The sequence below is a fragment of the Pseudomonas sp. K8 genome (assembly GCF_014889455.1).
In the GTDB taxonomy this organism is placed as follows: Bacteria; Pseudomonadota; Gammaproteobacteria; order Pseudomonadales; family Pseudomonadaceae; genus Aquipseudomonas; species Aquipseudomonas veronii.
The window spans coordinates 18,827-42,325 of record NZ_VJWO01000031.1 but is presented as its reverse complement, the minus strand read 5'-3'; the positions used below and the strand labels follow the sequence as shown (position 1 = coordinate 42,325).

Annotated in this window: 22 protein-coding genes; 12 read left to right on the top strand and 10 right to left on the bottom strand. The window is 61.7% G+C overall.

From position 1 onward, the window contains the following. Nucleotide 1: 1 nt before the first annotated feature. Together INT12_RS20020 and INT12_RS20015 are read right to left on the bottom strand one after the other, a co-directional pair. The gene (locus tag INT12_RS20020) at nucleotides 2-955 is read right to left on the bottom strand and encodes a homoserine kinase (protein ID WP_046484367.1); all 954 of its coding nucleotides are present in this window, start codon (nucleotides 953-955) and stop codon (nucleotides 2-4) included. A gap of 56 nt (nucleotides 956-1,011) precedes the next feature. Beyond that, the gene (locus INT12_RS20015; RefSeq protein WP_017849025.1) at nucleotides 1,012-1,302 is read right to left on the bottom strand and encodes a DUF2782 domain-containing protein; all 291 of its coding nucleotides are present in this window, start codon (nucleotides 1,300-1,302) and stop codon (nucleotides 1,012-1,014) included. A gap of 74 nt (nucleotides 1,303-1,376) precedes the next feature. On the opposite strand from INT12_RS20015, the gene polA reads away from it, so the two are divergent. Then, on the top strand, nucleotides 1,377-4,151 hold the full coding sequence (gene polA / locus INT12_RS20010; RefSeq protein ID WP_193039643.1) for a DNA polymerase I: 2,775 nt from the start codon (nucleotides 1,377-1,379) through the stop codon (nucleotides 4,149-4,151). Between the two features lie 269 nt (nucleotides 4,152-4,420). Here polA and yihA read toward each other — a convergent pair whose 3' ends face one another. Continuing rightward, nucleotides 4,421-5,062, bottom strand: coding sequence for a ribosome biogenesis GTP-binding protein YihA/YsxC (yihA, locus tag INT12_RS20005; protein WP_017849027.1), 642 nt, complete (start codon nucleotides 5,060-5,062; stop codon nucleotides 4,421-4,423). Nucleotides 5,063-5,254: 192 nt separating this feature from the next. Between yihA and INT12_RS20000 the strand changes: the two genes are divergently transcribed. The 6 genes from INT12_RS20000 to INT12_RS19975 all read left to right on the top strand — a co-directional run bounded on the left by INT12_RS20000 (nucleotide 5,255) and on the right by INT12_RS19975 (nucleotide 10,838). After that, nucleotides 5,255-5,554, top strand: a complete 300-nt coding sequence (locus tag INT12_RS20000; RefSeq protein ID WP_017849028.1) for a c-type cytochrome — start codon at nucleotides 5,255-5,257, stop codon at nucleotides 5,552-5,554. A 37-nt stretch (nucleotides 5,555-5,591) separates the two neighbouring features. Then, nucleotides 5,592-6,197, top strand: coding sequence for a c-type cytochrome (locus INT12_RS19995; protein WP_017849029.1), 606 nt, complete (start codon nucleotides 5,592-5,594; stop codon nucleotides 6,195-6,197). A gap of 167 nt (nucleotides 6,198-6,364) precedes the next feature. Further along, nucleotides 6,365-7,000 carry a thiol:disulfide interchange protein DsbA gene (gene dsbA / locus INT12_RS19990; RefSeq protein ID WP_017849030.1) on the top strand — a complete coding sequence of 212 codons (636 nt, stop codon included), beginning with the start codon at nucleotides 6,365-6,367 and terminating at the stop codon, nucleotides 6,998-7,000. A gap of 10 nt (nucleotides 7,001-7,010) precedes the next feature. After that, entirely contained in the window at nucleotides 7,011-7,889 is an 879-nt protein-coding gene (locus INT12_RS19985) for an endonuclease/exonuclease/phosphatase family protein (protein ID WP_017849031.1), read from the top strand. Then, on the top strand, nucleotides 7,886-9,973 hold the full coding sequence (locus tag INT12_RS19980) for a GGDEF domain-containing protein (protein WP_193039642.1): 2,088 nt from the start codon (nucleotides 7,886-7,888) through the stop codon (nucleotides 9,971-9,973). Before INT12_RS19985 ends, INT12_RS19980 begins: the two co-directional genes overlap by 4 nt. Before the next feature lie 88 nt (nucleotides 9,974-10,061). Continuing rightward, the gene (locus INT12_RS19975; RefSeq protein WP_017849033.1) at nucleotides 10,062-10,838 is read left to right on the top strand and encodes an N-acetylmuramoyl-L-alanine amidase; all 777 of its coding nucleotides are present in this window, start codon (nucleotides 10,062-10,064) and stop codon (nucleotides 10,836-10,838) included. Nucleotides 10,839-10,841: 3 nt separating this feature from the next. Here the strand turns inward: INT12_RS19975 and INT12_RS19970 are convergent, their stop codons facing one another. Beyond that, nucleotides 10,842-12,629 carry a KinB sensor domain-containing domain gene (locus INT12_RS19970; RefSeq protein WP_102618542.1) on the bottom strand — a complete coding sequence of 596 codons (1,788 nt, stop codon included), beginning with the start codon at nucleotides 12,627-12,629 and terminating at the stop codon, nucleotides 10,842-10,844. A 10-nt stretch (nucleotides 12,630-12,639) separates the two neighbouring features. Beyond that, nucleotides 12,640-13,986, bottom strand: coding sequence for a sigma-54-dependent response regulator transcription factor AlgB (algB, locus tag INT12_RS19965; protein WP_017849035.1), 1,347 nt, complete (start codon nucleotides 13,984-13,986; stop codon nucleotides 12,640-12,642). Between the two features lie 376 nt (nucleotides 13,987-14,362). Here algB and INT12_RS19960 point away from each other — a divergent pair, with 376 nt between their 5' ends. From INT12_RS19960 to INT12_RS19940, 5 genes are all read left to right on the top strand, one after another. After that, complete coding sequence (locus INT12_RS19960) at nucleotides 14,363-14,662, top strand: hypothetical protein (RefSeq protein WP_017849036.1); 300 nt, start codon at nucleotides 14,363-14,365, stop codon at nucleotides 14,660-14,662. 79 nt (nucleotides 14,663-14,741) lie between these two features. Continuing rightward, nucleotides 14,742-14,906 carry a DUF1328 domain-containing protein gene (locus INT12_RS19955; protein ID WP_003170804.1) on the top strand — a complete coding sequence of 55 codons (165 nt, stop codon included), beginning with the start codon at nucleotides 14,742-14,744 and terminating at the stop codon, nucleotides 14,904-14,906. Between the two features lie 2 nt (nucleotides 14,907-14,908). Next, the gene (locus tag INT12_RS19950) at nucleotides 14,909-15,376 is read left to right on the top strand and encodes an inhibitor of vertebrate lysozyme family protein (protein ID WP_046381532.1); all 468 of its coding nucleotides are present in this window, start codon (nucleotides 14,909-14,911) and stop codon (nucleotides 15,374-15,376) included. A gap of 729 nt (nucleotides 15,377-16,105) precedes the next feature. Beyond that, nucleotides 16,106-17,437 (top strand): glutamate/aspartate:proton symporter GltP, encoded by a 1,332-nt coding sequence (gltP, locus tag INT12_RS19945; protein ID WP_017849038.1) that lies wholly within the window; start codon nucleotides 16,106-16,108, stop codon nucleotides 17,435-17,437. Between the two features lie 95 nt (nucleotides 17,438-17,532). Beyond that, nucleotides 17,533-18,762 (top strand): nucleoside recognition domain-containing protein, encoded by a 1,230-nt coding sequence (locus INT12_RS19940; RefSeq protein ID WP_193039641.1) that lies wholly within the window; start codon nucleotides 17,533-17,535, stop codon nucleotides 18,760-18,762. 103 nt (nucleotides 18,763-18,865) lie between these two features. Here INT12_RS19940 and INT12_RS19935 read toward each other — a convergent pair whose 3' ends face one another. Genes INT12_RS19935 through INT12_RS19915 form a run of 5 tightly spaced genes read right to left on the bottom strand, consistent with a single transcriptional unit; the run spans nucleotide 18,866 to nucleotide 23,448 of the window. Continuing rightward, nucleotides 18,866-19,477: an ABC-type transport auxiliary lipoprotein family protein gene (locus INT12_RS19935; protein WP_193039640.1), complete on the bottom strand. Its 612-nt coding sequence runs from the start codon at nucleotides 19,475-19,477 to the stop codon at nucleotides 18,866-18,868. After that, nucleotides 19,474-20,412 carry an MlaD family protein gene (locus INT12_RS19930; protein ID WP_046381529.1) on the bottom strand — a complete coding sequence of 313 codons (939 nt, stop codon included), beginning with the start codon at nucleotides 20,410-20,412 and terminating at the stop codon, nucleotides 19,474-19,476. The genes INT12_RS19935 and INT12_RS19930 overlap by 4 nt, the downstream gene beginning before the upstream one ends. Nucleotide 20,413: 1 nt before the next feature. Continuing rightward, a complete protein-coding gene (locus INT12_RS19925) occupies nucleotides 20,414-21,217 on the bottom strand; it encodes an ABC transporter ATP-binding protein (RefSeq protein WP_017849042.1) in 804 nt (267 codons plus the stop codon). Next, nucleotides 21,214-22,362, bottom strand: a complete 1,149-nt coding sequence (locus tag INT12_RS19920; RefSeq protein WP_046381527.1) for an ABC transporter permease — start codon at nucleotides 22,360-22,362, stop codon at nucleotides 21,214-21,216. Before INT12_RS19920 ends, INT12_RS19925 begins: the two co-directional genes overlap by 4 nt. 54 nt (nucleotides 22,363-22,416) lie before the next feature. Beyond that, the gene (locus INT12_RS19915) at nucleotides 22,417-23,448 is read right to left on the bottom strand and encodes a DUF5924 family protein (RefSeq protein WP_017849044.1); all 1,032 of its coding nucleotides are present in this window, start codon (nucleotides 23,446-23,448) and stop codon (nucleotides 22,417-22,419) included. Between the last annotated feature and the right edge of the window lie 51 nt (nucleotides 23,449-23,499).

Here is a 23,499-nt window from a genome sequence, read left to right as displayed (position 1 = left end):
TTTAGAGCGCGAACGGCAGCTGGATCGCGACCTGCTGGCGCTGCGCCAGCCGATGCTCGAACTCCGCCGGGTCATGAATCAACACATCCTGCCCGGCAAACGACTCCGCCGCGATCAGGCGTGACAACCAGAACCGCACGCACGCCACGCGCAACATCGTCGGCCACAACTCGGCTTCTTTCGCGGTAAACGGGCGCAACCCCGCATAAGCCCCGAGCAGTGCGCGGGCGCGCTGGCCGTCGAGTACGCCGTCGGCGTCCGAGCACCAGTCATTCAGGGCGATCGCCACGTCGTACAGCATCGGGCCCGAGCAGGCGTTGTAAAAGTCGATCAAGCCCGTCAGGTGCGTGCCTTCGAACATCGCGTTGTCGCGAAACAGATCTGCGTGAATATTCGCGCGCGGCAGGGCGAGGATCTGCGCCTTGTGGGCCTCGATCTCATCCAGCGCGTCGCGCAGCAGGCGTTGCGGCGCTGCGTCCAGGTGCGAAATCAACTGCGCGCCTTCGCTGAGCATCCAGTCCAGCCCGCGATCGGTCTTGCGCTCCAGCACCTTGTCGCCCTGGGTCGCCAGGTGCAGATGGCCAAGCAGGTCGCCGACCTGGGCGCAGTGCTGGGCATTGGCGTCCTTGATGTGCTTGCCGGCCAGGCGCGGTTGCAGCAGCGCCGGTTTGCCGGCCAATTCGCGCAGGGCCACGCCGTCGGTGGTGCGCAGGGCGTAAGGCACCGGCAAGTCGGCGTCGTGGAGCACGTCGAGCAGTTCGATGAAGAACGGCATTTCCTGCACCGGGCCGCGCTCGACCAGGGTCAGGACGAACTCACCCTGTTCCAGGCTGATGAAGAAATTGGTGTTTTCGCTACCCGCGGCGATCCCCTGGAAATCAAGCAGGCGGCCGAGCCCGTAAGGGGCAAGAAAGGTTTCCAGCTCGGTCCGAGCCAGGGGGGTGAACACAGACATGGTTAAAACTGCCAGTACGGGCGCCGCGGTGTGCGGCGCCAATTGAAGTTAAGAAATCATTTCCATTCGAAGATCTTCCATGACGGGATCAGCATATCCGGTTGGTCAGAGCGGATGAAATTCGCATCGGTTCCGTCCGCGCGCACCAGGAAATACGGTGGGAAACCTTTCTTCGTTATCTTGATTGCATACAGGAAACCGTTTTGACGGTACTCCTGAATGGTTCTGTCGCCCTCTGTGCGAATGGTAACTTCCGGATCACCCGAAGGCGCACTGTCGGCCGCCATGGCAACCATCGGAGCGAATGCAAACAAGCCGGTCAACAGCAGGCGATTGAATGAGCGCATGATAACCTTGTCCCTTTGTTGTCTGTGGTCCGGCTATTCTAGCGCCTGACCCGCCGAAAAGGTTGATCCTGCTCATGAGCCAAGCCCCCCTCGTCCTGGTGGACGGTTCTTCATATCTGTACCGCGCCTTCCACGCGCTGCCACCGCTGACCACTTCCAAAGGCCTGCCGACCGGTGCGGTCAAGGGCGTGTTGAACATGCTCAAGAGCCTGCGCAAGCAGTACCCGGACAGCCCGTTCGCGGTCGTGTTCGACGCCAAGGGTGGGACCTTTCGCGACGAAATGTACGCCGAATACAAGGCCAACCGCCCAAGCATGCCCGACGACATGCGCCTGCAGATCGAGCCCCTGCACCAGAGCGTGATCGCCCTGGGTTTCCCGCTGTTGTGCGTCGAAGGCGTCGAAGCCGATGACGTGATCGGCACCCTGGCCCGCAGCAGCGCAGCCGCGGACCGCCCGGTGGTGATCTCGACCGGCGACAAAGACATGGCACAGCTGGTGGACGGGCACATTACCCTGGTCAACACCATGACCGGTAGCGCCATGGATGTGGAGGGCGTAAAGGAGAAATTTGGCGTCGCTCCGGAGCAGATTATCGACTATCTGGCGTTGATGGGCGATTCGTCCGACAACATTCCTGGCGTTCCGGGCATTGGTCCGAAGACCGCTTCCGGCTTGCTGGTGGGCGTCAATGGCGGCCTGAAAGAGCTGTATGAAAATCTGGATATTGTGCCGAGCCTGCCTATCCGTGGGGCCAAGACCCTGCCGGCCAAGCTGCAAGAGCATAAGGACATGGCCTTCCTTTCCTATCAGCTGGCGACGATCAAGATCGACGTGCCGCTGGACGTGGGCCTGGATGATCTGCACCTGATCGAGCCGGATCGCGAAAAACTCCTGGAGCTGTACACCCTCCTGGAGTTCAAAAGCTGGTTCGAGGAAGTGCAGCGCGACGCCAAGCGCACCGGCTTGGAGGTGGCGGCTCCGGTCGCCGAGAATGCGCCGGTCGTCAACACCGAGCTCAAGTACGAGACCATCCTCGATCAGGCGCGTTTCGATGTGTGGCTGAAGAAGCTCGGCGAGGCCAAGCTGTTTGCCTTCGACACCGAGACCACCGGCATCGATGCACAGCAAGCGCAGCTGGTTGGGTTGTCGTTCGCGGTGCAGCCCTACGAAGCGGCCTACATCCCGCTGACCCATTCCTACATGGGCGTGCCGGAGCAGCTGGACCGCGACACGGTGCTGCGCGCGCTCAAGCCGATCCTCGAAGACCCGAGCAAGCTCAAGGTGGGCCAGCACGCCAAGTTCGATATGAATATCCTGGCCAACTGTGCCATCGGTGGCGATCAGAATTGTGGCATCACGGTGCAGGGCATTGCCTACGACACCATGCTCGAATCCTACGTCCTCGACTCCACCGCCACGCGGCATGACATGGACAGCCTGGCTCAGAAATACCTGGGTCACACCACGGTGAGCTTCCAGGATATTGCGGGTAAAGGCGCCAAACAGCTGACCTTTGACCAGATCTCCCTCGATCAGGCCGGCCCTTACGCGGCTGAAGATGCCGACGTCACCCTGCGCCTGCACCAGACCTTGTTCGAAAAACTCCAGGCGATCCCCAGCCTGGTCAGCGTGCTGACCGATATCGAGATGCCGCTGGTGCCGGTACTGGCGCGTATCGAGCGCCAGGGCGCACTGGTGGATGCCAAGTTGCTCGGCGTGCAGAGTGTTGAGCTGGGCGAGAAGATGGTCGAACTGGAGCGTGAGGCATTTGCCATCGCCGGTGAGGAATTCAACCTCGGCTCGCCCAAGCAATTGGGCGCGATCCTCTACGAAAAACTCGGCCACCCGGTTCTCAACAAGACCGCCAAGGGCCAGGCGTCGACCGCCGAAGCGGTGCTTGCCGAACTGGCCGAGCAGGATTTCCCGCTGCCCAAGGTGCTGATGCAGTACCGCTCCATGAGCAAGCTGAAAAGCACCTACACCGACCGCTTGCCTGAGCAGATCAACCCGCGCACCGGGCGCATCCACACGTCGTATCACCAGGCGGTGGCGGCCACCGGGCGTTTGTCGTCGAGTGATCCGAACCTGCAGAACATTCCGATCCGCACCGCTGAAGGCCGGCGGATTCGTCAGGCGTTCGTCGCGCCAAAAGGCTACAAGCTGCTGGCGGCGGACTACTCGCAGATCGAGCTGCGGATCATGGCGCACCTGGCCAAGGACGAAGGCTTGCTGCACGCCTTCCGCAATGATCTGGACGTACACAAGGCCACCGCCGCCGAAGTATTTGGCGTGGAGCTGGGCGCGGTCACCACCGACCAGCGTCGCAGCGCCAAGGCGATCAACTTCGGCCTGATCTACGGCATGAGCGCGTTTGGCCTGGCCAAGCAGATCGGTGTCGATCGTAAACAGTCCCAGGCCTATATCGACCGTTATTTCGCCCGCTATCCGGGCGTGCTGGCCTATATGGAGCGCACCCGCGCCCAGGCGGCCGAGCAGGGTTATGTCGAGACGATCTTCGGTCGCCGCCTGTACCTGCCGGACATCAACGCGAAGAACCCGGCGTTGCGCAAAGGCGCCGAGCGCACGGCGATCAACGCGCCGATGCAGGGCACGGCGGCGGATATCATCAAGAAAGCCATGGTGGCGGTGGATAACTGGCTGACCGCGTCGGGCCTGGATGCCAAAGTCATCCTGCAGGTACACGATGAACTGGTGCTGGAGGTTCGCGAGGATCTGGTCGATCAAGTGCGTGACGAGATCCGCCAGCACATGAGCCACGCGGCGACGCTGGATGTGCCGCTGCTGGTGGAAGTGGGCGTGGGTGATAACTGGGACGAAGCGCACTGATAGCGCGGTTCTGCCACCGCCGAGGGTGGTGGCAGAACGCTTTAGATCCGAAAGCGCCGTCGCTTATTGCAAATAGTTTTTTGTACGTGCCGGAACTTAACTCATGAAATGCCACTCAGAGTTACTGAATGGGCGGTGAAGCCCTTCAATGCTCCTATGTTGTGTTAAGTGTTGGCAGATATCTGGACCCCGCCCTAGCGGTCCGGAGCTTGAACCCCGAACTTCCCCTCCCCATACGAAGTCCGGGGTTTTTTTTGCCTGCGCAAAAGTCACTCCGCGGTTTCTGCGCCCTTGTCGGCCAATTCCATCCAGTCGGCCAGCACGGTGTAGGCTTCTTCCAGGCCCAGGCGCTTTGGCGCCGAGAACAGCTGGATGGTGATGGTGTCACCCCAACCTTTGCGGATTTCCGCCTGCACCTTCAACAGCGTGTTCTTGGCGGCGCCATAGGTCAGTTTGTCGGCTTTAGTCAGCAGGATATGCATCGGCATGCCGCTGGCGACTGCCCAGTCGAGCATCAGCAGGTCGAAGTCGGTCATTGGATGACGGATGTCCATCATCAGGATCAAACCCTTCAAACTCTCCCGGCCACCCAGGTAAGCCTCGAGGTGACGCTGCCAGTGCAGCTTCAGCGGGATAGGTACTTTTGCATAACCGTAGCCCGGAAGGTCGACCAGACGCCGATCATCGTCTAGCTTGAAGAAGTTGAGCAACTGCGTGCGGCCCGGGGTTTTCGAGGTGCGCGCCAGGCTGGCATGGGTCAAGGTGTTCAGGGCGCTGGATTTGCCCGCGTTGGAACGGCCGGCAAAGGCGACTTCAAAGCCCTCGTCATCGGGGCATTGGTCCACTTTGGCGGCGCTGAGCATGAACGTGGACTGTTGGCACAGGCCGAGGATGGGGTTCTTGAGTTGCATGAGATTTCCGATGTGGGCGGTGCCGAAAAAGGGTGCGGCAAGCGGTGTCGTTTCCGTTTCAGTAGCGCCAGTATATAATGCCGCAGATTTTGTGTGTGCTTTGTCCCAGCGAAGGATGAAGTTCACGGGAGTGATAGACCTTTATTGCGCATTAGAACGCAAAACGCTCCCAAACCCTGAAAAGGTCGATGTATGACCAGATGGTTGCTTGCTGTCGGTGTCTTGATGCCGCTTTACGGCGCTCAGGCTACACAGGAACCGGAAGCGGTGTACAACCGAGTTTGCGTGGCTTGCCATGCCGGCCAACTGCCGAACGCCCCGAAGCGGGGTGACCAGGCAGCCTGGGCGCCCAGACTGGCGCAAGGCATGGACACGCTGGTGCAACACGTGACCCAGGGTTTCAAGGCAATGCCGCCGCGTGGTTTGTGCATGGACTGCAGTACCGAGGATTACCAGGCCATCATTGAGTGGATGGTGAGTAAACCCGGTTAGATAACTCTTAAACCCTTAGCCGTAGTTGGATTAGCTGATGAACAAACTGATCGTGAGTCTGCTGTTGACCTTGGGCATCACCGGTGTTGCCCATGCTGCAGGCGACGCTGCTGCGGGTCAGGCGAAAGCCGCCGTGTGTGGTGCTTGCCATGGACCGGATGGTAATAGCCCGGCGCCGAACTTCCCTAAACTGGCCGGCCAGGGTGAGCGTTACCTGACCAAGCAGATGCACGACATCAAGGACGGCAAGCGCACGGTCCTGGAAATGACCGGCTTGCTGACCAACCTCAGCGATCAGGACCTGGCCGATATCGCGGCCTATTTTTCCAGCCAGAAAGGCAGTGTGGGAGCTGCTGATCCGAAGCAAGTGGCCCGTGGCGAAGAACTGTTCCGTGGCGGCAACCTCGACAAAGGCATGCCTTCCTGCATCGGTTGCCACTCGCCTAACGGCGTGGGCAACGCCGCTGCGGGCTTCCCGCATGTGGGTGGCCAGCATGCGCAGTACGTCGCCAAGCAACTGACGGACTTCCGTGAAGGCAATCGCACCAACGACGGCGATACCAAAATCATGCAGAGCATTGCCGCCAAGCTGAGCAACAAGGACATCGAAGCGGTTTCCCAATACATTCAGGGGCTGCACTGATCGAGGGCTGCGTTAACGCTCGATTAATCCGTTGATGCAAGCATAAAAAGGGTGGCCTCGGCCGCCCTTTTTTGTGGCCGGTGCCGTTACACTAACGAACTCATGCCCGCGCAGACCTGTCACAACAAAGGTCGCGTGAGGCGACTTTATTTGTCCAGGAGTAAAGCATGCGTAATCTGATCCTCAGCGCCGCTCTCGTCACCGCCAGCCTCTTCGGCATGACCGCACAAGCCGCCGACGTGCCGCTTGAAGCCGGTAAAACCTACGTGGAATTGGCCAACCCCGTGCCGGTTTCGGTGCCGGGCAAGATCGAAGTGGTGGAGCTGTTCTGGTACGGCTGCCCGCATTGCTACGCCTTCGAGCCAACCATCAACCCATGGGTTGAGAAACTGCCCAAGGACGTGAACTTCAAACGCATCCCTGCCATGTTCGGCGGCCCATGGGATGCCCACGGCCAACTGTTCCTGACCCTGGAAGCCATGGGTGTCGAGCACAAGGTTCACAACGCTGTCTTCGAGGCGATCCAGAAACAAGGCAAGCGCCTGACCAAGCCTGAGGACATGGCTGACTTCGTCGCGACCCAAGGTGTCGACAAGGACAAGTTCCTGGCCACCTTCAATTCCTTCGCCATCAAGGGCCAGATCGAAGCCGCCAAGAAACTCGCCGTGGCTTATGGCGTGCAAGGCGTTCCGACCATGATCGTCAACGGCAAGTACCGTTTCGACCTGGGCACCACCGGCGGTCCTGAAGCGACCCTCAATGTGGCCGACCAGTTGATCGCCAAAGAACGCGCCGCCAAGTAAGGGGCCTGCCATGCGTCGCTGGGGTACCGAACGCGTTGTCGGTCTGCATGACCCGCAGGTCAACGAAGCTCACCTGGAATCCACGGGCTTGCCGGCGGACAGCCGCCTGCGGCTGCTCAGCTTCAATATCCAGGTGGGTATCAGTACCGAGAAGTACCGGCACTACCTCACCCGTGGCTGGCAGCACTTGCTGCCCCACAACGGGCGGGCCGGCAACCTGCAGAAGATCGGCGACCTGTTGGGCGACTTCGACCTAGTCGCCCTGCAGGAAGCCGACGGCGGCAGCATTCGCTCCGGCTACATCAACCAGGTGGAACACCTGGCCCAGTTGGGTGCATTTCCCTACTGGTATCAGCAACTCAATCGCAACCTCGGGCGTCTGGCGCAGCACAGCAACGGCGTGCTCAGCCGCCTGAAGCCATCGGCCATCGAAGATCACCCATTGCCGGGCCCCAAGGGTCGTGGCGCGATCCTCGTGCGTTTTGGCCAAGGTCCGGAAGCCCTGGTGGTGGTGATGATGCACCTGGCGCTCGGGGGACGTACCCGCAACCTGCAGTTGGCCTACGTGCGTGAGTTGATTGGCGGCTACAAGCATCAGGTGTTGATGGGTGACATGAACACCCATGCCACCGACCTGCTGCAGAATTCCCCGTTGCGTGACCTTGGGTTGCTGGCGCCGCAAGTCGAAGCCACGTTCCCCAGTTGGCGCCCGCAACGCTGTCTTGACCACATCCTGCTCAGTCCGACCCTCACGCTTGAAAGTGTGCAGGTGCTGGCGCAGCCCATCTCCGATCACCTGCCGGTCGCGGTAGAGATTCGTCTGCCGGGTTCGCTCACGGTGGATGCATTGCCCGCGTTGAGCCCCGGCCCTCGCGGACCCCTTGCATGAGCGACGAAGCCCAGCGCTGGAAAGAGAAATACCTTAAAAGCATCGATCAACAAGACAAACTCGAACGCCGCTGGGCCGCCCGCCTCGACCTGCTGCGCCGAGGCTTGGTGCGCAGTACGTTGGCCGCTGAAGGCACCGACCGCGCGGTCGATCAATGCATGAAGGAAATGCGCGACGTGGTGCGCAGCGACGACATGGATGCCGCCCTCGCCGCATTGCTGCCGCGCCTGGAAAAAGCCGTACTGGATTCGGAGCAGCGTCGCGAAACCCGGATTGACCAGATGAGCAGCGCGCTCACGGCCCTGGTTGCGCAGTTGCAGAAACTGCCGCTGCCCCGCGAGGTGGCCCGCCCGTTGAAAACCTTCGCCAAGCAGCTGGATAGCCGCGTGGGCCAGGCGCGCGAGATCCCGCTGTTGCTCAGTGAGTTGAGCAACCTCCAAGGGCAGGCGTTGAATAACCTGGAACCGGACGGCGAAACCCCACGCCCCGGTCCCGGCCTGCTGCAACGTCTGTTTGGCGCCAAGGAAGTTGTGAGTGAGGCGCCGACCGGCGACCCCGCGCCGCCGCCTTCTGCGCCTTCTGCGCCCGCCGCCGCCGCCAGGCCGGTGCCCGAACCCGCCGCCGAGGCGGCACCGCCGCCCCAGTCCGACGAGTTGGCCCAGGCCCTGCGGGCGTTCGCGCCGTTGCCGCAAGGCTCGGCCCCGCCGCCGCCGGAACCGCCGGAACCGGTGGCAGCGGCCAAGGCGGCCAAGGCGGCCGAGGTCGTGAGCCCGGTCGTCGCCCCCGAAGCCGCGCCCCAGCCCGTGCCGATCGCCCGGCCCGTCGAAGTGGCGGCGCCTGCCGCGCTTCCAGCAGCGGCGCCAGAACCTGGCGCCGAAAGCGCACTCGCCGCGCTTATCGAACCACCGCCGGTTCAGGTCGATGCACCGCAACAAACCGTCATCGGCAGCCTGTCACTGCCGCCGGTGCTGGACGCGCCGGACCCGGACGAGCTGCTGGCGGACGCAATCTACGCCCTGCCCGATTCGCCGGAGCCGTCCTACAGCTCCGTGGCCAAACACATTGAAGACACCTTGCTTGGCCTGCTGGAAGACCTGTCCCTGCCCGAGCGCCACCGGCCGCAGGCCGAAGCCATGCGCGAGCGCCTGGCCCATGGTTTGAACTGGTACGAACTGCTGCCGATCCTCGATGACCTGGCCACGCTGATGCTGGCGATCACCGACAGCGGCCAGCATGAGTTCGAGGCCTACCTCAAGCAGCTCAACGAACGCCTCGAAGCGTTCCAGGGCCATCTGCAGACGGCCAGCGAAGGCTATGCCGACAGTCGCTCGGCCGCCCGTGAGCTGGACACGCAAATCCGCGAACAGGTCGACGGCCTGCAAAGCAGTGTGCAGGGCGCCGCCGACCTGGACAGCCTCAAGCAGGTATTGGAAAGCCACCTTGAAGGCCTGCTCGGCACCATGGACCAGCACCAGCAGCAGCGTGACCTGCGCGAGCAGGAAGTGGCGGAGCGCTTGAAAGGGCTCGCCGAACGCGTCGCCAATATGGAGCAGGAGGCCCAGGGTTACCGCGATCACCTCGAAGTGCAGCGCCAGAAAGCGCTGGTCGATTCGCTTACCGGCTTGCCCAACCGTGCCGCGTGGAGCGAGCGCCTGGACCATGAGGTCAACCTCTGGCATCAGCGCGGCAACAGCCTGTCGCTGGCGATGCTGGACCTCGATCACTTCAAGCGTATCAACGACGGTTACGGGCACCTGGCCGGCGACAAAGTGCTGAAAATCATCGCCAGCGTGCTGCGCAAGCGCCTGCGCCCCGGCGACTTCATTGCGCGCTTCGGCGGCGAAGAGTTTGTGTTGCTGATGCCCGACTCACCCCTGGCGAATGCCCTGAGCGCTGGCGAAGTGCTGCGCGCGGCGATTGAAGTCTGCCCGTTCCACTTCAAGGGCGAGCCGGTGACGATCACGGTGTCGATGGGCGTGGCGCAGTTCCAGCCCGGCGAGCGCAGCGACCTGGCGCTCAAGCGCGCCGACGAGGCGTTGTACCGGGCCAAGGCAGCGGGACGTAACCGGGTGCAGGCGGCCTAAAAGATGTTCCATTTTGTAATTTGACGTTCGGGCCACAAACGGTACGTTACACTGTTGCATTATCGTCTTCAGCGTAACGTTATCCGCCATGAAATCCGTGTACTTCGCCTTTGTGTTCCTCCTGCTCAGCGGCTGCGCCAGCGGCCCGCGCCTGGATACCAGCCACCCTTCGGTCAACCATGACAACCGCGTGCAGTTCGTGGTCGTCCATTACACCTCGACCAACCTCGAACGCTCCCTGGCGCTGCTGACCCATGGTCAGGTCAGCAGCCATTACCTGATCGGCGACGACGCTTCGGGCACCATCTACAAGCTGGTGGATGAAAGCCAGCGCGCCTGGCATGCCGGGGAAAGCGAGTGGATGGGCCGCACCTGGCTGAACTCCAGCTCCATCGGGATCGAGATCGTCAACCCGGGGTTCCGCGACACGCCGACGGGCCGCGTGTGGTACCCGTATTCCGAAGCGCAGGTGAAATCCCTGGAGGTGTTGCTCAAGGACATCAGCACGCGCAACGGCATCGACCCCAGAAACATCATCGGTCACAGCGATATCGCGCCGCTGCGCAAGCTGGACCCGGGGCCGTTGTTCCCATGGAAGCGCCTGGCCGAGAAAGGCTTGGGCGTCTGGCCCGATGCGCAGGCAGTGGCACGCTTCCAGGCGCAGTACGCCACGGACCTGCCGAGCATCACCTGGTTCCAGGAAGCGTTGGCGCACCTGGGCTACCAGACGCCGCAGACCGGTGAGCTGGACGTCGCCACGCGCCATGTGCTCGCCGCGTTCCAGATGCACTTCCGCCCTGCGCTGTTCGATGGCACGCCGGATGCCGAGAGTGCCGCGATCCTGCGTGCCCTCGACCGGCGTTAATTGCTACAGCGGCAACGCCATGTAGAACTGCGTGCCCTGCCCCGGCCGCGAATACACGCCCATGCGGCCGCCGTGCAGTTGCACGATCTCCTTGCACAGCGCCAGCCCCAGGCCGGCGCCGCCTTTCTTGCGGCCCACCTGCACGAAGGGTTCGAAGATGCGCCCTTGTTGGCCATAGGCGATACCTTCGCCGTTGTCCTCGACGCTGATGATCACCCGCTCGCCATGGCGTCGTGCCTGCAGACGGATCTGCCCGCCCTCGGCGGTATGGCGCAGGGCGTTACCCAACAGGTTGTCGAGCACGCGTTCCAGTTGCGCCTGGTCGGCATACAGCCGAGGCAGGTCGGGCTGGGCTTCTACCAGCAGTTCGATGTGTTGTGCATTCGCCGGCTCGGCAAAGCGCGCCCGTGCATGCTCCAGCAGGTCGGTGACATCGCACGGGGCCAGGGTGAGTTTTTGCATGCCGTTCTGGTAGCGCGAAAAGTTGAGCAGGTCATTGATCAACTGCATCAGGCGCTGCATTTCTTCATTGACCGTATCCAGCAGGTCCGCTTCACGGGACTCCGCGGGAAACTTCGCGCGTTCGCGGAACAAGCCGAAGGCCATGTGCATACCGGTCACCGGCGTGCGCAGTTCGTGGGAGGCGCGCAACACGAACTCGCTGCGTACCCGTTCAAAGGCGCGCTGTTCGGTGACGTCATGCAGCACCATCACGGCACCGAGGATATGCCCCTGGGTGTGGCTCACCGGCGTCAGGCTGTAGGTCAGCAGGCGCAGTTCGCCCTCGACTTCCACTTCCAGGTCGTCCGGCGCGCGCTCCAGGCTGCCGCCACGCAACACCAGTTGCAGCTGATCGTCCATTTCCGGGCGACCCAGCGCCTCGCCCAGGCCCTGGCCGAGACGTTCCTCGTCCCAGCCCAACTGGCGCTGTGCCACTGGGTTGAGGTGCTCCAGGCGGCCTTGCCGGTCAATCATCAACAGGCCGTCGTCGATACTGTCGAGCACCGCTTGCAGGCGCTGCTGGCCGGCGAGCAGCTCATCGATATTGGTTGCCTGATGCTGGCGCAAGGCTTCGGCCATGATGCCGAAGCGTCGGGTCAGCTGGTTCATTTCCGCTGCCGAAGAAATGGGCAGGGTCACTTCAAAATCGCCTTGCCCGATCTTGTCGGCGGCCTTGGCCAGTGCTTCGATCGGCCCGCCAAACCGTCGGGCGATGCCATGGGCGGTAACAAAACCGATGATCAACACCGCGAGGCCAACTAACCCCAGCAGCCCAGCGATCAACAAGGCGCGCTCGCGGGATTTATGTTCGCTGGCGCTGATGTTTTCCAAGGCCTGCTTGTGCTCGGCGATCAGGCCGTTGCGCAGGACATTGAAGGTTTCGGTGATTTTCTCTTTGCTGCCGGGCGGTGGGGACGCTTGTTGAGACTCGTCAAAAGCCGCCAGGAAGCGCTGATAGTCGGCCCGGGCCCGGCTGAAACCGCTGCTGTTCCCGTCGCGCTGTTCATGCGCAATGCCTTGGTCGAGCAGCTCGAAGTAACGCTGTTCGGACGCTTGCAGCGCCTCGGGATTGGGGCGCTGTTCGAGCATCATCATCAACTGATCGCCCAGGCTCTGGCGCAGTTTGAGTCCCAGGTCGAGGGTGATGAAGTTGCTGCGGATCGACGACTCCTGGGTCTTGGCCATCTGCATCACGCTGACCAGGCCCAGGATCAACCCCAGCAGGGCGACGGTGATCAGCGCTGAGATACTCAGGAATAACCGAGTGCGCAATGTCATCGCTAACTTCATAGGGTGCCGCTCACAGGTTGTACTGTTTGCGTTTGCGGTACAGCGTCGACGCGTCGATGCCCAGGGTGCGGGCCGCCTGATCCAGGGTGTCGCTGGTGGCAAGTACCGCGCCGATATGCGCTTTTTCCAGCTCGTCCAGGCTCAACGCTGCACCGATACGGGGGGCATTGTTGGTCGGCTGTTCGGCCATCCCGAGGTGGCTGATTTCGACTTTTTCCTGCGGGCAGATAATGCTCGCGCGCTCCACCACGTTGCGCAGCTCACGGATATTGCCCGGCCAGCGGTAGTTGAGCAGCGCTTCGCGTGCCTCATCGCTGAAGCCCCGCGCCGGGCGCGCGTATTCCTTGACGAAGCGGGCGAGGAAGCGGTCGGCCAAGGCCAGGATGTCTTCGCTGCGTTCGCGCAACGGCGGCAGGTGCAAGGTGATGACGTTGAGGCGGTACAGCAAGTCTTCGCGGAAGCGGCCGTCGCGCACCATGTCTTCGAGATTCAGGTTGGTGGCCGCGAGGATGCGTACATCGGCGCGCCGGGTGACCGGGTCGCCCACGCGCTCGTATTCCTTATCCTGGATAAAACGCAGCAACTTGGGTTGCAAAGTGAGGGGAAAGTCGCCGATCTCGTCGAGAAACAGCGTGCCGCCATCCGCCTGGTTGACCCGGCCCAAGGTGCTTTCGCTGGCGCCGGTAAAGGCTCCGCGGCTATGGCCGAACAGTTCGCTTTCCATCAGCTCCGCCGTCAGCGACGGGCAGTTGATGGTGACGCAGGATTTCTTCGAGCGCTTGCTCCAGCCATGAATGGCCCGCGCCAGCTCGCCTTTACCGGTGCCGGACTCGCCGAGGATGAGGATGTTGGCGTCAGTCCCGGCCACTTGGCGCGCAGTTTCCAGCACCGCCATCATCGCCGGGCTGTGGGAGTCGAGACCGTCTTTCGGTTGGCGCACCTCGCCTTCCAGTGCTTCCAGGCGCGCGGAGAGCTGGCGCACTTCCAGCTGTTTGGCGGTGGCCAGGCGCAGTTGGTCGGGGCTGCACGGTTTGACCAGATAATCAGCCGCGCCGGCCTGGATGGCATCCACGGCGGTGTCGACGGCGGAATGCGCGGTCACAATCACCACGCGCATCCACGGCGCCTGGATACGCATCTGCGCCAACACATCCAGGCCGTTGTCCTCGCCCAGGCGCAGGTCGAGGAAGCACAGGTCGAACACCTGGCGTTGCATCAAGGCATCGGCCTGGGCGGCGCTGTTGGCGGTGGCTACGGTGTAGCCCTCATCTTCCAGGCAATAACGGAAGGTACGAAGGATTGCGGATTCGTCGTCCACCAAAAGAATGCGGCCTTGAAGTTCCTTGGCTGATTCCATCTGTCCCGCGCTCCTTAATATGAATGATGGTGTTTAGTCCCGGAATAATCGGGCAAGTTGCATGGTTCATTCTGATCGATAAAACGCAACGTCGTGCAGCTATCTGCCTGCATTCCTACAAAGCCTGCGCCCAATGGCGTTTTCATGCCTTCTTGCCACTTCGGCAACGCGCGATGGGTTTTCTATCCGTCGATCCGACCGCTGGCGATCGTGCATTTCGCACGGTGCCCAGGCGGCCATCGTGCAGGATGCTGGGCTTTGCTCCGGTCGCATATATCTAACTGATTGATTTAGTTGAATATTATTTTGTAAAAAAACTGGCATGCGCTCTGCAATAGCTCTCCTAACGAATAATCAAAATGCGGGAGAAAGCAGCATGACTCGCCCAAGCCTCAGCTCACTGCATGTATCGCCACTGCGCTTGCAACAAGGCCTGTTCGCCAGCCTGGCCTTGATGGTCACGTTGATTGGCGGCCAGCAGCTGCAGCATTGGCAGCAGAGTCAGCAGCAAACCCCGCATTTCGAACGCCCGGCGATGACCCAGACCCACTTTCGTTCCATTGATAGCCGTTCCGTTGGCAGCGTTTCTGCCGATGTAACCGTTCCCCAACTGCGGATGGTTGACCAGGCGTCTGCCCTGAATGAACTGCCATCCCAGGAACGTTGGGTGTTCTAGGCAATAAAAGGTCGCTTGAGTTGAGCGATTGCACGGCAGTACCGCTGTCACCCCCTATAAAAGCGTAAGGAGAATCACCATGTTGAGTTGGGCAATCACATTTCTGATCATCGCCATTGTGGCTGCAGTCCTGGGCTTCGGTGGTATCGCGGGCACCGCCACGGGTATCGCCAAGATCCTGTTTGTGGTCTTCCTGGTGATGTTCATCGCTTCGTTCTTCTTTGGTCGTCGTGGCCGAGGCTGAATATGACCCGTTTGTCCCTCAAAACCATGGCTGCCGTCCTGCTCCTGGGCGGCAGCGGCTTGGCGATGGCCGCTCACGACGGCCAGAGCCGCGCCAACGAATTGCTCGGCGCGGACCCGCAGTACCGTGAAACCTGGCAAAGCGTGGTGAAGAAAGAAGAGCGCCTGCCAGAATGGGTCATGAACCTGTCCGGCGCCGCCGAGCAAATGAATGCCGTCGAAGAAGGTGGCGACAAGTACTTGGTCGGGCCGCTCTGCGAAACCGCAGACACCTGCCGAAACAAGCGCCTGATCGTCGCCTTCAGTTACGACAAGGAAGATGCCTACGCCATGTTGGTGGAAGTCCCGGCCGGCCTGCCGGCGGACAAGTCCCCGACCCGGCACGCCGATTACCGGTTTATCGGTAAGCCGGACGCAGGCATGCAAAAACTGCTAATGGAGCAGCTTAAGAAAGATCCGAATTGGTACTAGGTTCCGTCTGATGCATTTGTCGTCTACGGGACTGGCGTCCATAGAAAGAAGCCTGTGCGCTTCTTTCTGTTTGCATCGCTCGCCAAGGGTGATGCATGACCAGGGGGCCGGGTTGCTCTGATCCTTCGCGATCGGCGCGACCTACGGGGACAGGGAGTGCCTGCGCAAGGGCCGGGTCAGGTGAAAAGCTGCTCCGCAAGTCCACCCGCTTTCGAGCTTGCTGGACTTGCGGCGCGCTTATGACGTTCACCCCCGCCTCTTATGCCGCTCATAGCCGAGAGTCTTCTTTTCGCCCGAGCCCAATCATTACTGGGTATGTCGGGGTGACCATCTATCGAGAAAATTTTGCCCGCGCCATAGGACATTTCAGTCAATGTACCGCTGAAAGTACGGGCATTTTTGCCAACGCTCCCAGGTTGTCCTGAATCTCTGAGCGAGCCTGATTTGACCGGTTCACGGCATATTCACCGGGCAAAATGTCGCATTTGAACTGACCGTTCGGACAGTTATTCTTAAAAAAAGCCATGCCGATTCGACATAGGGTAGGCGTTTACGGCATTAGACGTCGCCTCCTTGCATGGGAATAGTTGCGCCTTTTTTCGCCTGCCAGTAAGCCATTTCGGCCATGCGGCGGTGACCTTCTACGGAGGCAGATGCACACACTTTTTCGCTTCCGGGCGTTGCAGCTGGCGCATTTGCCTTAAGTTCACTTGAAGTAAGGGTAATGACATGAAGAAGGCAAAGCTAAGCCTCGCCTGGCAGATCCTCATCGGTTTGGTGCTGGGTATCGCAATCGGTGCCGTGCTCAACCATTTCAGTGCTGAAAAGGCCTGGTGGATCAGTAATGTGCTGCAGCCAGCGGGCGATATCTTTATCCGCCTGATCAAGATGATCGTGATCCCGATTGTGATTTCTTCGCTGATCGTCGGCATTGCCGGTGTCGGTGACGCGAAAAAGCTCGGGCGCATCGGTGTCAAAACCATCCTTTACTTCGAAATCGTCACTACCATCGCCATCGTGGTCGGCCTGTTGCTGGCCAACGTGTTCCACCCCGGTGCGGGCATCGACATGAGTACGCTGGGTACCGTGGACATCTCCAAGTACCAGGCGACCGCGGCGGAAGTGCAGCATGAGCATGCGTTCGTCCAGACCATCCTCAACCTGATCCCGTCGAACATCTTTGCCGCCGTCGCGCGTGGCGAGATGCTGCCGATCATCTTCTTCTCCGTGCTGTTCGGCCTGGGCCTGTCGAGCCTCAAGCCTGAGCTGCGCGAACCGTTGGTGACGATGTTCCAGGGCGTGTCCGAGAGCATGTTCAAAGTCACCCACATGATCATGAAATACGCGCCTATCGGTGTGTTCGCGCTGATCGCGGTGACCGTCGCCAACTTCGGCTTCGCTTCCCTGCTGCCACTGGCCAAGCTGGTGATCCTGGTTTACGTCGCCATCCTGTTCTTCGCCTTTGTGGTCCTGGGCCTGATCGCACGCCTGTTCGGCTTCTCGGTGATCAAGCTGATGCGTATCTTCAAGGATGAGCTGGTGCTGGCCTACTCCACCGCCAGTTCGGAAACCGTGCTGCCGCGTGTGATCGAGAAGATGGAAGCCTACGGCGCGCCGAAGGCGATCTGCAGCTTCGTGGTGCCGACCGGTTATTCGTTCAACCTCGATGGTTCGACCCTGTACCAGAGCATCGCGGCGATCTTTATCGCCCAGCTGTATGGCATTGATTTGTCGGTCGGCCAGCAACTGATGCTGGTGCTGACGCTGATGGTCACCTCCAAGGGCATCGCCGGTGTGCCGGGCGTGTCCTTCGTGGTGTTGCTGGCGACGCTGGGCAGCGTGGGCATTCCGTTGGAAGGCCTGGCGTTCATTGCCGGTGTCGACCGCGTCATGGACATGGCGCGTACCGCGCTCAACGTGATCGGCAACGCCCTGGCGGTACTGGTCATCTCCCGTTGGGAAGGCATGTACGACGATGCCAAGGGCGAGCGCTACTGGAACTCCCTGCCGCACTGGCGCACCAAGCAAGTGCTGCCGGTCGGTGAGACCAGCCGCGGCTGAGGCCAGCCTGATGCGAACAAACCCCGGGAAATCCGGGGTTTGTCGTTTCTGCCAGCCCCGCTATCATTCGCCCCATCTTTCGGGGGATTCAACTGATGCTCAATGGCCTGTGGCTTGGCTTCTTTGTCGTGGCAATGGTGTCAGCACTGGCGCAATGGCTGGTGGGCGGTAACGCTGGGATTTTTGCGGCGATGATGGAAAGCATTTTCGCCATGGCCAAATTGTCGGTGGAGGTCATGGTGTTGCTGTTCGGCACCCTGACGTTATGGCTGGGTTTTTTGCGCATCGCCGAAAAGGCCGGGATCGTCAATTGGTTGGCCAAGGCCCTGGGCCCCCTGTTCCGCCGGCTGATGCCGGAAGTGCCGGCCGGCCACCCGGCCATCGGCTTGATCACCCTCAACTTCGCCGCCAACGGCCTGGGCCTGGACAACGCCGCCACGCCTATCGGCCTGAAAGCCATGAAGGCGTTGCAGGAACTCAACCCGATCCCCAATACCGCGAGTAACGCGCAGATTCTGTTCCTGGTGCTCAACGCGTCCTCGTTGACGCTGTTGCCGGTGACCATCTTCATGTACCGCGCCCAGCAAGGCGCGGCCGACCCGACGCTGGTGTTCCTGCCGATCCTGCTGGCCACCAGCGCGTCGACCCTGACGGGCTTGCTCTCGGTGGCGGTGATGCAGCGCCTGCGGCTGTGGGACCCGGTGGTGCTGGCCTATTTGATCCCGGGCGCACTGTTGCTGGGCGGCTTCATGGCATTGCTGGCGACCTTGTCCGCCACGGCGCTGGCCGGGCTGTCGTCGATCCTCGGCAACCTGACGCTGTTTGGCCTGATCATGCTGTTCCTGCTGGTCGGCGCGTTGCGCAAGGTGAAGGTGTACGAGGCGTTTGTCGAAGGGGCCAAAGAAGGCTTCGACGTCGCCAAGAACCTGCTGCCATACCTGGTGGCGATGCTTTGCGCGGTGGGCGTGTTGCGTGCGTCCGGCGCGCTGGACTTTGGCCTGGAAGGCATTCGTCATGTGGTGGCCTGGACCGGCCTGGACACGCGCTTCGTCGACGCGCTGCCGACCGCGATGGTCAAGCCGTTCTCCGGCAGTGCCGCACGGGCGATGTTGATCGAGACCATGCAGACCCAGGGCGTCGACAGCTTCCCGGCGTTGGTGGCGGCGACGCTTCAGGGCAGTACCGAGACCACCTTCTATGTGTTGGCGGTGTATTTCGGCTCGGTGGGCATCCAGCGGGCAAGGCATGCGGTGGGTTGTGCATTGCTGGCGGAGTTTGCCGGTGTGGTGGCGGCGATTGCGGTGTGCTACTGGTTTTTCGGTTAAGGCTTGGATAGCTATCGGGAGCAAGCTCCCTCCCACATTCAACCGTATTCATCCTGACGAAACGCGGTCAACTGTGGGAGGGAGCAAGCTCCCGATAAGGCCCTCAGCGCTTCGGTGCAGTGTTGCCCTGCGCCACCACCCAATCCACCACCTGCTTGTTCAACTGATCCCCCGCCTGCCCAAACCCGGCCACCACCGCCGGCACTTTGTTGTCGCTGACCGGCTGGCGCACTTCAAACCGGCGGCTGGCAATGATCCGCTGATCGCTGCCGCGCACCAGCCGCGCATCCAGGCGGATCACCACTTCCACCGCATTGCCGCGGTATTCGCTCTGGAACGCCTGCAATTGCCCGCCCAACTCGTAGTCGGCCTGTAGGTTGGTCTCGTCGCTGCTCAGCAGTGTCACCCGGCCATCGCGCTGGAAGCCATCCATGAAGCGGTTACGCAGCAGTACCGGCGCCGGGTCGCTCCAGCGTGAGTTGGCGTAGCTGCTGATCAGATCACCCTGGGGCACCACGGCAATGCGCGGGCTGTCGAGGAACTCGCTGGTCTGCGGCTTGGTCACGCGCAGCGACCAGGCTACCGGCGCCGCTTGGGTGGCCGCCGGGGCCGAGGCCAGGCGATAGACGTCGGACGGGTTGGGGCTGGGCAGGATCGAGCACGCGCTGACCAGCGCCAGGGCCACGGGGGCGATCAGTTGGTAAGCACGCTTCATGGCGTGAACTCCTTGTTCTTGTCGCTGCCCAGCAGGTAACCGCTGGGGTTGGCTTCCAGGCGGCGGGAGATGGCGCGCAGCGAACCGAGGGTTTCGCGCAGTTCGCGCACGGCCGGCGCCAGTTCGTTGAGGCCCTGCATGCCGCTGTTCACCGAGTCCTTGTTATCGGTCAGCAAGGTATTGATGGTCGCGGTGCTTTGCTCAAGGGATTTCATCGCTTGTTCGGCGCTGCCGAAGACCTGCTTGCCTTGATCGTTGAGCAGGCCGTTGGCATTGCGCATCAGCGCAGTGGTCTGCTCCAGGGCGGCACCGGCCTGCTTGCTGACCTGCATCAGTTGCTGCATCACCACCTTGATATCACCGCGCTGCTCGGCAATCGCGCCGGTGGTTTGTTCCAGGTGGTCCAGGGTGTTGCTGATGCGCTCGACATTCTGCGCGGAGAACATTTCGTTGGCGTTGTGCAGCAGCAGGTTGATGCTGGTCATCAGGTCGTTGCTGTTGGTCAGCAACCGCGCGATTGGCGATGGCGAGGCAATGATCTCCGGCAGGTTGCCGTCCTTGCCCTTGAGTTTCGGGCTTTGCGGTGTGCCACCGCTGAGCTGGATGATCGATGTGCCGGTGATGCCGGTCAGCGCAAGTTTGGCCTGGGTGTCTTCCTTGATCGGCGTCTGCCCGGAGAGGCGGATGCGCGCGAGCACGCGGCGCGGGTCTTTGGGGTCCAGGCGCAGGCTGATGACATCGCCCACCTTGATCCCGCTGTACTGCACCGAGCTGCCCTGGGACAGGCCGCTGACCGCCTCGTTGAAAATCACTTCGTAATCCTGGAACGCGGTGTCGACGCTGGACTTGGCCAGCCACAGGCCGAACAGCATTGCGCCGACTACCACAATCACGCTGAACAGACCGATCATCACATGATGGGCTCGGGTTTCCATGTCATACCTCGTTGAGCGGTTGAGCGGCATCCAATGCCGCGCGGCCCCGGGGGCCGTGGAAATATTCGTGAATCCAGGCGTCGTCGGTTTCCGAGACGACATCGATGGCATCGGCCACCAGCACTTTCTTCTGCGCCAGCACCGCCACGCGGTCGGTGATGGTGTACAGCGTGTCCAGGTCATGGGTGACCAGGAACACACTCAGGCCCAGCGCATCGCGCAGGGTCAGGATCAGTTGGTCGAATTGCGCGGCGCCGATCGGGTCGAGCCCGGCGGTGGGTTCGTCGAGGAACAGGATGTCCGGGTCCAGCGCCAGGGCGCGGGCCAGGGCTGCACGCTTGATCATGCCGCCGGACAGCGACGCCGGGTATTTGTCGGCCGCCGACAACGGCAACCCGGCCAGGGCCAGTTTGACCGCAGCCAGGTGCTCGGCGTCGGCGCGGCTCAGGCCGGCGTGTTCGATCAGCGGCAGCGCGACGTTCTCGGTCACCGTCAGCGAGGAAAACAGCGCGCCCTTCTGGAACAGTACGCCAAAGCGTCGTTCCACCAGGGAGCGCTCATGCTCTGGCAGGTTCGACAAGTCCTTGCCGAATACCCGTACCTCGCCTGCGCTGGGCCGGCGCAGGCCGACGATGCTGCGCAACAGCACCGACTTGCCGCTGCCGGAACCGCCGACCACGGCGAGGATTTCGCCCTTGTACAGATCCAGGTCGAGGTTTTCATGCACGCTCTGGCTGCCAAAGCGATTGCACAGCCCACGGACTTCGATCACCGCCTCGCTGGGCGCTCGGGGTCGGCGACTCACCAGCTCATCTCCATGAAGAACAGCGCGGCGACCGCATCCAGCACGATCACCACAAAAATCGATTGCACCACGCTGGAGGTGGTATGGGCGCCGACCGACTCGGCGCTGCCGCTGACCTTGAAGCCTTCCAGGCAACCGATGGCGGCGATCAGGAAGGCGAAGAACGGCGCTTTCACCATGCCCACCAGAAAATGCTTCACGCCAATGTCCGACTGCAGCAGCGAGAGGAACATCGCCGGCGAAATATCCAGGGTCAGCGCACACACCACCCCGCCGCCGACAATCCCCGAGAGCATCGCCAGGAACGTCAGCATCGGCAGCGACACCAGCAGTGCCAGTACCCGGGGCAATACCAGCAACTCCATTGGGTCCAGGCCCAGGGTGCGGATCGCGTCGATTTCTTCGTTGGCCTTCATCGAGCCGATCTGTGCGGTAAAGGCACTGGCGGTGCGGCCGGCGATCAGGATCGCGGTGAGCAAGACGCCGAATTCCCGTAGGAAGGAGAACGCCACCAGGTCCACGGTGAAAATTGTCGCGCCAAAGCTCTTGAGTACCGTGGCACCGAGGAATGCCACCACGGCGCCCACCAGAAACGTCAGCAAGGCGACGATGGGCGCGGCGTCGAGGCCGGTCTGTTCGATATGCGCAACCATCGGCGTCACGCGCCAGCGCTTGGGCCGGAAAATGCTGCGGGCGAAGGTTTCCAGGATCAGGCCGATAAAGCCCAGTAGTTGCTTGCTGTCCAGCCACACTGTGTCCACCGCGGCACCGATGCGCGCCAGTAACTGGATGCCGGCGGCTTCTTCCGGCGCTTTTTCCGGTACGCAGAAATCGTTCAGGGAGCGGTAGACAGTCTTGAGCAGCGCGCGGTCGGCGGCGGACAGGCTGCAATCGGTCTGCTCGGCGGATTGCTCGATGCGGTCCGGGCCCAGCAGCTCCACCAACAGTGAGGCGCCGGCTGTGTCGAGGGCACCGAGGCCATTGAGGTCGATGCGGGCACCGGCGTCGTATTGGCCGTCGAGTTTGTCCGACAGTTTTTTCAGGTTTGTGTAGTGGGCAAGCGTCCAGTCCCCCGTAATCCTGAGTAACGGGGGGGCGGTGGACGTATCGAGGTGGGCTGTGCCGGCCGAGGTACGAGTGGTCATAAGCTCCGAGCTTGTCTGGCTATCCACAATGCCTACGTAATAACACGATACAGCTTACTTTGGGTTGTCCGTTTGTGCTGTGTCAGTCACTTTGAAGCGCAGCACACCGATCACCTGCCCGTCCTCGGTCAGCACCCGGACTTGCCAGCGCCCCACGGAGTCGGCCGGGAAGTTCTGCTTGTGGGTCCAGGCGCGGTAGCCTTCCTTGCGCCCGCCGTGGATATCCAGGGCGATGCGGTCGACTTCCTGGCCGTTGAATTTCCACACATGGTAGATCCGCTCATCCAGCCCGCGCGGGGCATTGATCGCGGTATAGGCATACAGCCCGCCGCTGCGCAGTTGGGCGGCGCTGACCTCTTTGAGATCGTCGCCGGGTGTGCGGTCTTGCAACTGGGTGCTGATCGCCACTTCGGTCATCCACAAGGTGGCCGGTGGAACCCAACTGCGTAGGAACCATCCGGCACAGCCAATCGCGGCCGTGACCCCGAGCAGCATCGCCCAGCCTTTGACGCTGCGCAGCGGCAGGCTTACGGCCAGGCTCGGGATCGACAGGACCATGGCCACGCCGAGGGCCAGCTTGTAACTCTCGGCGGTGGTCAGGTGCAGGATGATCGGCAGCGCGGTGAGCAGCGCGGCGAACAGGGTCAAGGTGTGCAAGGCGAGGAACAGCGAGCGTTTGGGCGCCAGCCACTTGTAATACAGCGGGTCGGTGATCGACACCAGCGCCGCCGCGCCGAGCAGCCCAGTGAAGATCGATTGGCCGCTGTTCCAGGTGGTGGTGATGAAAAAGAACGGCAGCACGAAAAACAGACTTTCCTGGTGGATCATCTGGGTGGCGTAACGCAGCAGCGGTTCGGGGATTTCGCGCTTGAAGAGTTTGGTGAACAGCTGGGTAAAGCTGTTTTCCAGCATCAGCCACAGCCAGCTCACCAGCATGATCACCGCGATCCAGCTGGCCATGCCCTGCTGGCGGTCCACCAGAATGAAGCTGCTCACCCCCGAGATGAAACCGCCGAGTGCAATCACCCCTGGGTAGCGCTTCATCAGTTCGAGGATGCGCTGGATGTAGTGGTTCAGGTTCGGCATTCGGCGGTCACAGTCTTTGTAGGAAAAATCCCAGACAGAATAACGTCTTAG

Excerpts from the sequence above, each read along its gene's own strand:
- INT12_RS20020 (WP_046484367.1), bottom strand. The coding sequence starts at position 955 with ATGTCTGTGTTCACCCCCCTGGCTCGGACCGAGCTGGAAACCTTTCTT.
- INT12_RS20015 (WP_017849025.1), bottom strand. The coding sequence starts at position 1,302 with ATGCGCTCATTCAATCGCCTGCTGTTGACCGGCTTGTTTGCATTCGCT.
- polA (WP_193039643.1), top strand. The coding sequence starts at position 1,377 with ATGAGCCAAGCCCCCCTCGTCCTGGTGGACGGTTCTTCATATCTGTAC.
- yihA (WP_017849027.1), bottom strand. The coding sequence starts at position 5,062 with ATGCAACTCAAGAACCCCATCCTCGGCCTGTGCCAACAGTCCACGTTC.
- INT12_RS20000 (WP_017849028.1), top strand. The coding sequence starts at position 5,255 with ATGACCAGATGGTTGCTTGCTGTCGGTGTCTTGATGCCGCTTTACGGC.
- INT12_RS19995 (WP_017849029.1), top strand. The coding sequence starts at position 5,592 with ATGAACAAACTGATCGTGAGTCTGCTGTTGACCTTGGGCATCACCGGT.
- dsbA (WP_017849030.1), top strand. The coding sequence starts at position 6,365 with ATGCGTAATCTGATCCTCAGCGCCGCTCTCGTCACCGCCAGCCTCTTC.
- INT12_RS19985 (WP_017849031.1), top strand. The coding sequence starts at position 7,011 with ATGCGTCGCTGGGGTACCGAACGCGTTGTCGGTCTGCATGACCCGCAG.
- INT12_RS19980 (WP_193039642.1), top strand. The coding sequence starts at position 7,886 with ATGAGCGACGAAGCCCAGCGCTGGAAAGAGAAATACCTTAAAAGCATC.
- INT12_RS19975 (WP_017849033.1), top strand. The coding sequence starts at position 10,062 with ATGAAATCCGTGTACTTCGCCTTTGTGTTCCTCCTGCTCAGCGGCTGC.
- INT12_RS19970 (WP_102618542.1), bottom strand. The coding sequence starts at position 12,629 with ATGAAGTTAGCGATGACATTGCGCACTCGGTTATTCCTGAGTATCTCA.
- algB (WP_017849035.1), bottom strand. The coding sequence starts at position 13,986 with ATGGAATCAGCCAAGGAACTTCAAGGCCGCATTCTTTTGGTGGACGAC.
- INT12_RS19960 (WP_017849036.1), top strand. The coding sequence starts at position 14,363 with ATGACTCGCCCAAGCCTCAGCTCACTGCATGTATCGCCACTGCGCTTG.
- INT12_RS19955 (WP_003170804.1), top strand. The coding sequence starts at position 14,742 with ATGTTGAGTTGGGCAATCACATTTCTGATCATCGCCATTGTGGCTGCA.
- INT12_RS19950 (WP_046381532.1), top strand. The coding sequence starts at position 14,909 with ATGACCCGTTTGTCCCTCAAAACCATGGCTGCCGTCCTGCTCCTGGGC.
- gltP (WP_017849038.1), top strand. The coding sequence starts at position 16,106 with ATGAAGAAGGCAAAGCTAAGCCTCGCCTGGCAGATCCTCATCGGTTTG.
- INT12_RS19940 (WP_193039641.1), top strand. The coding sequence starts at position 17,533 with ATGCTCAATGGCCTGTGGCTTGGCTTCTTTGTCGTGGCAATGGTGTCA.
- INT12_RS19935 (WP_193039640.1), bottom strand. The coding sequence starts at position 19,477 with ATGAAGCGTGCTTACCAACTGATCGCCCCCGTGGCCCTGGCGCTGGTC.
- INT12_RS19930 (WP_046381529.1), bottom strand. The coding sequence starts at position 20,412 with ATGGAAACCCGAGCCCATCATGTGATGATCGGTCTGTTCAGCGTGATT.
- INT12_RS19920 (WP_046381527.1), bottom strand. The coding sequence starts at position 22,362 with ATGACCACTCGTACCTCGGCCGGCACAGCCCACCTCGATACGTCCACC.
- INT12_RS19915 (WP_017849044.1), bottom strand. The coding sequence starts at position 23,448 with ATGCCGAACCTGAACCACTACATCCAGCGCATCCTCGAACTGATGAAG.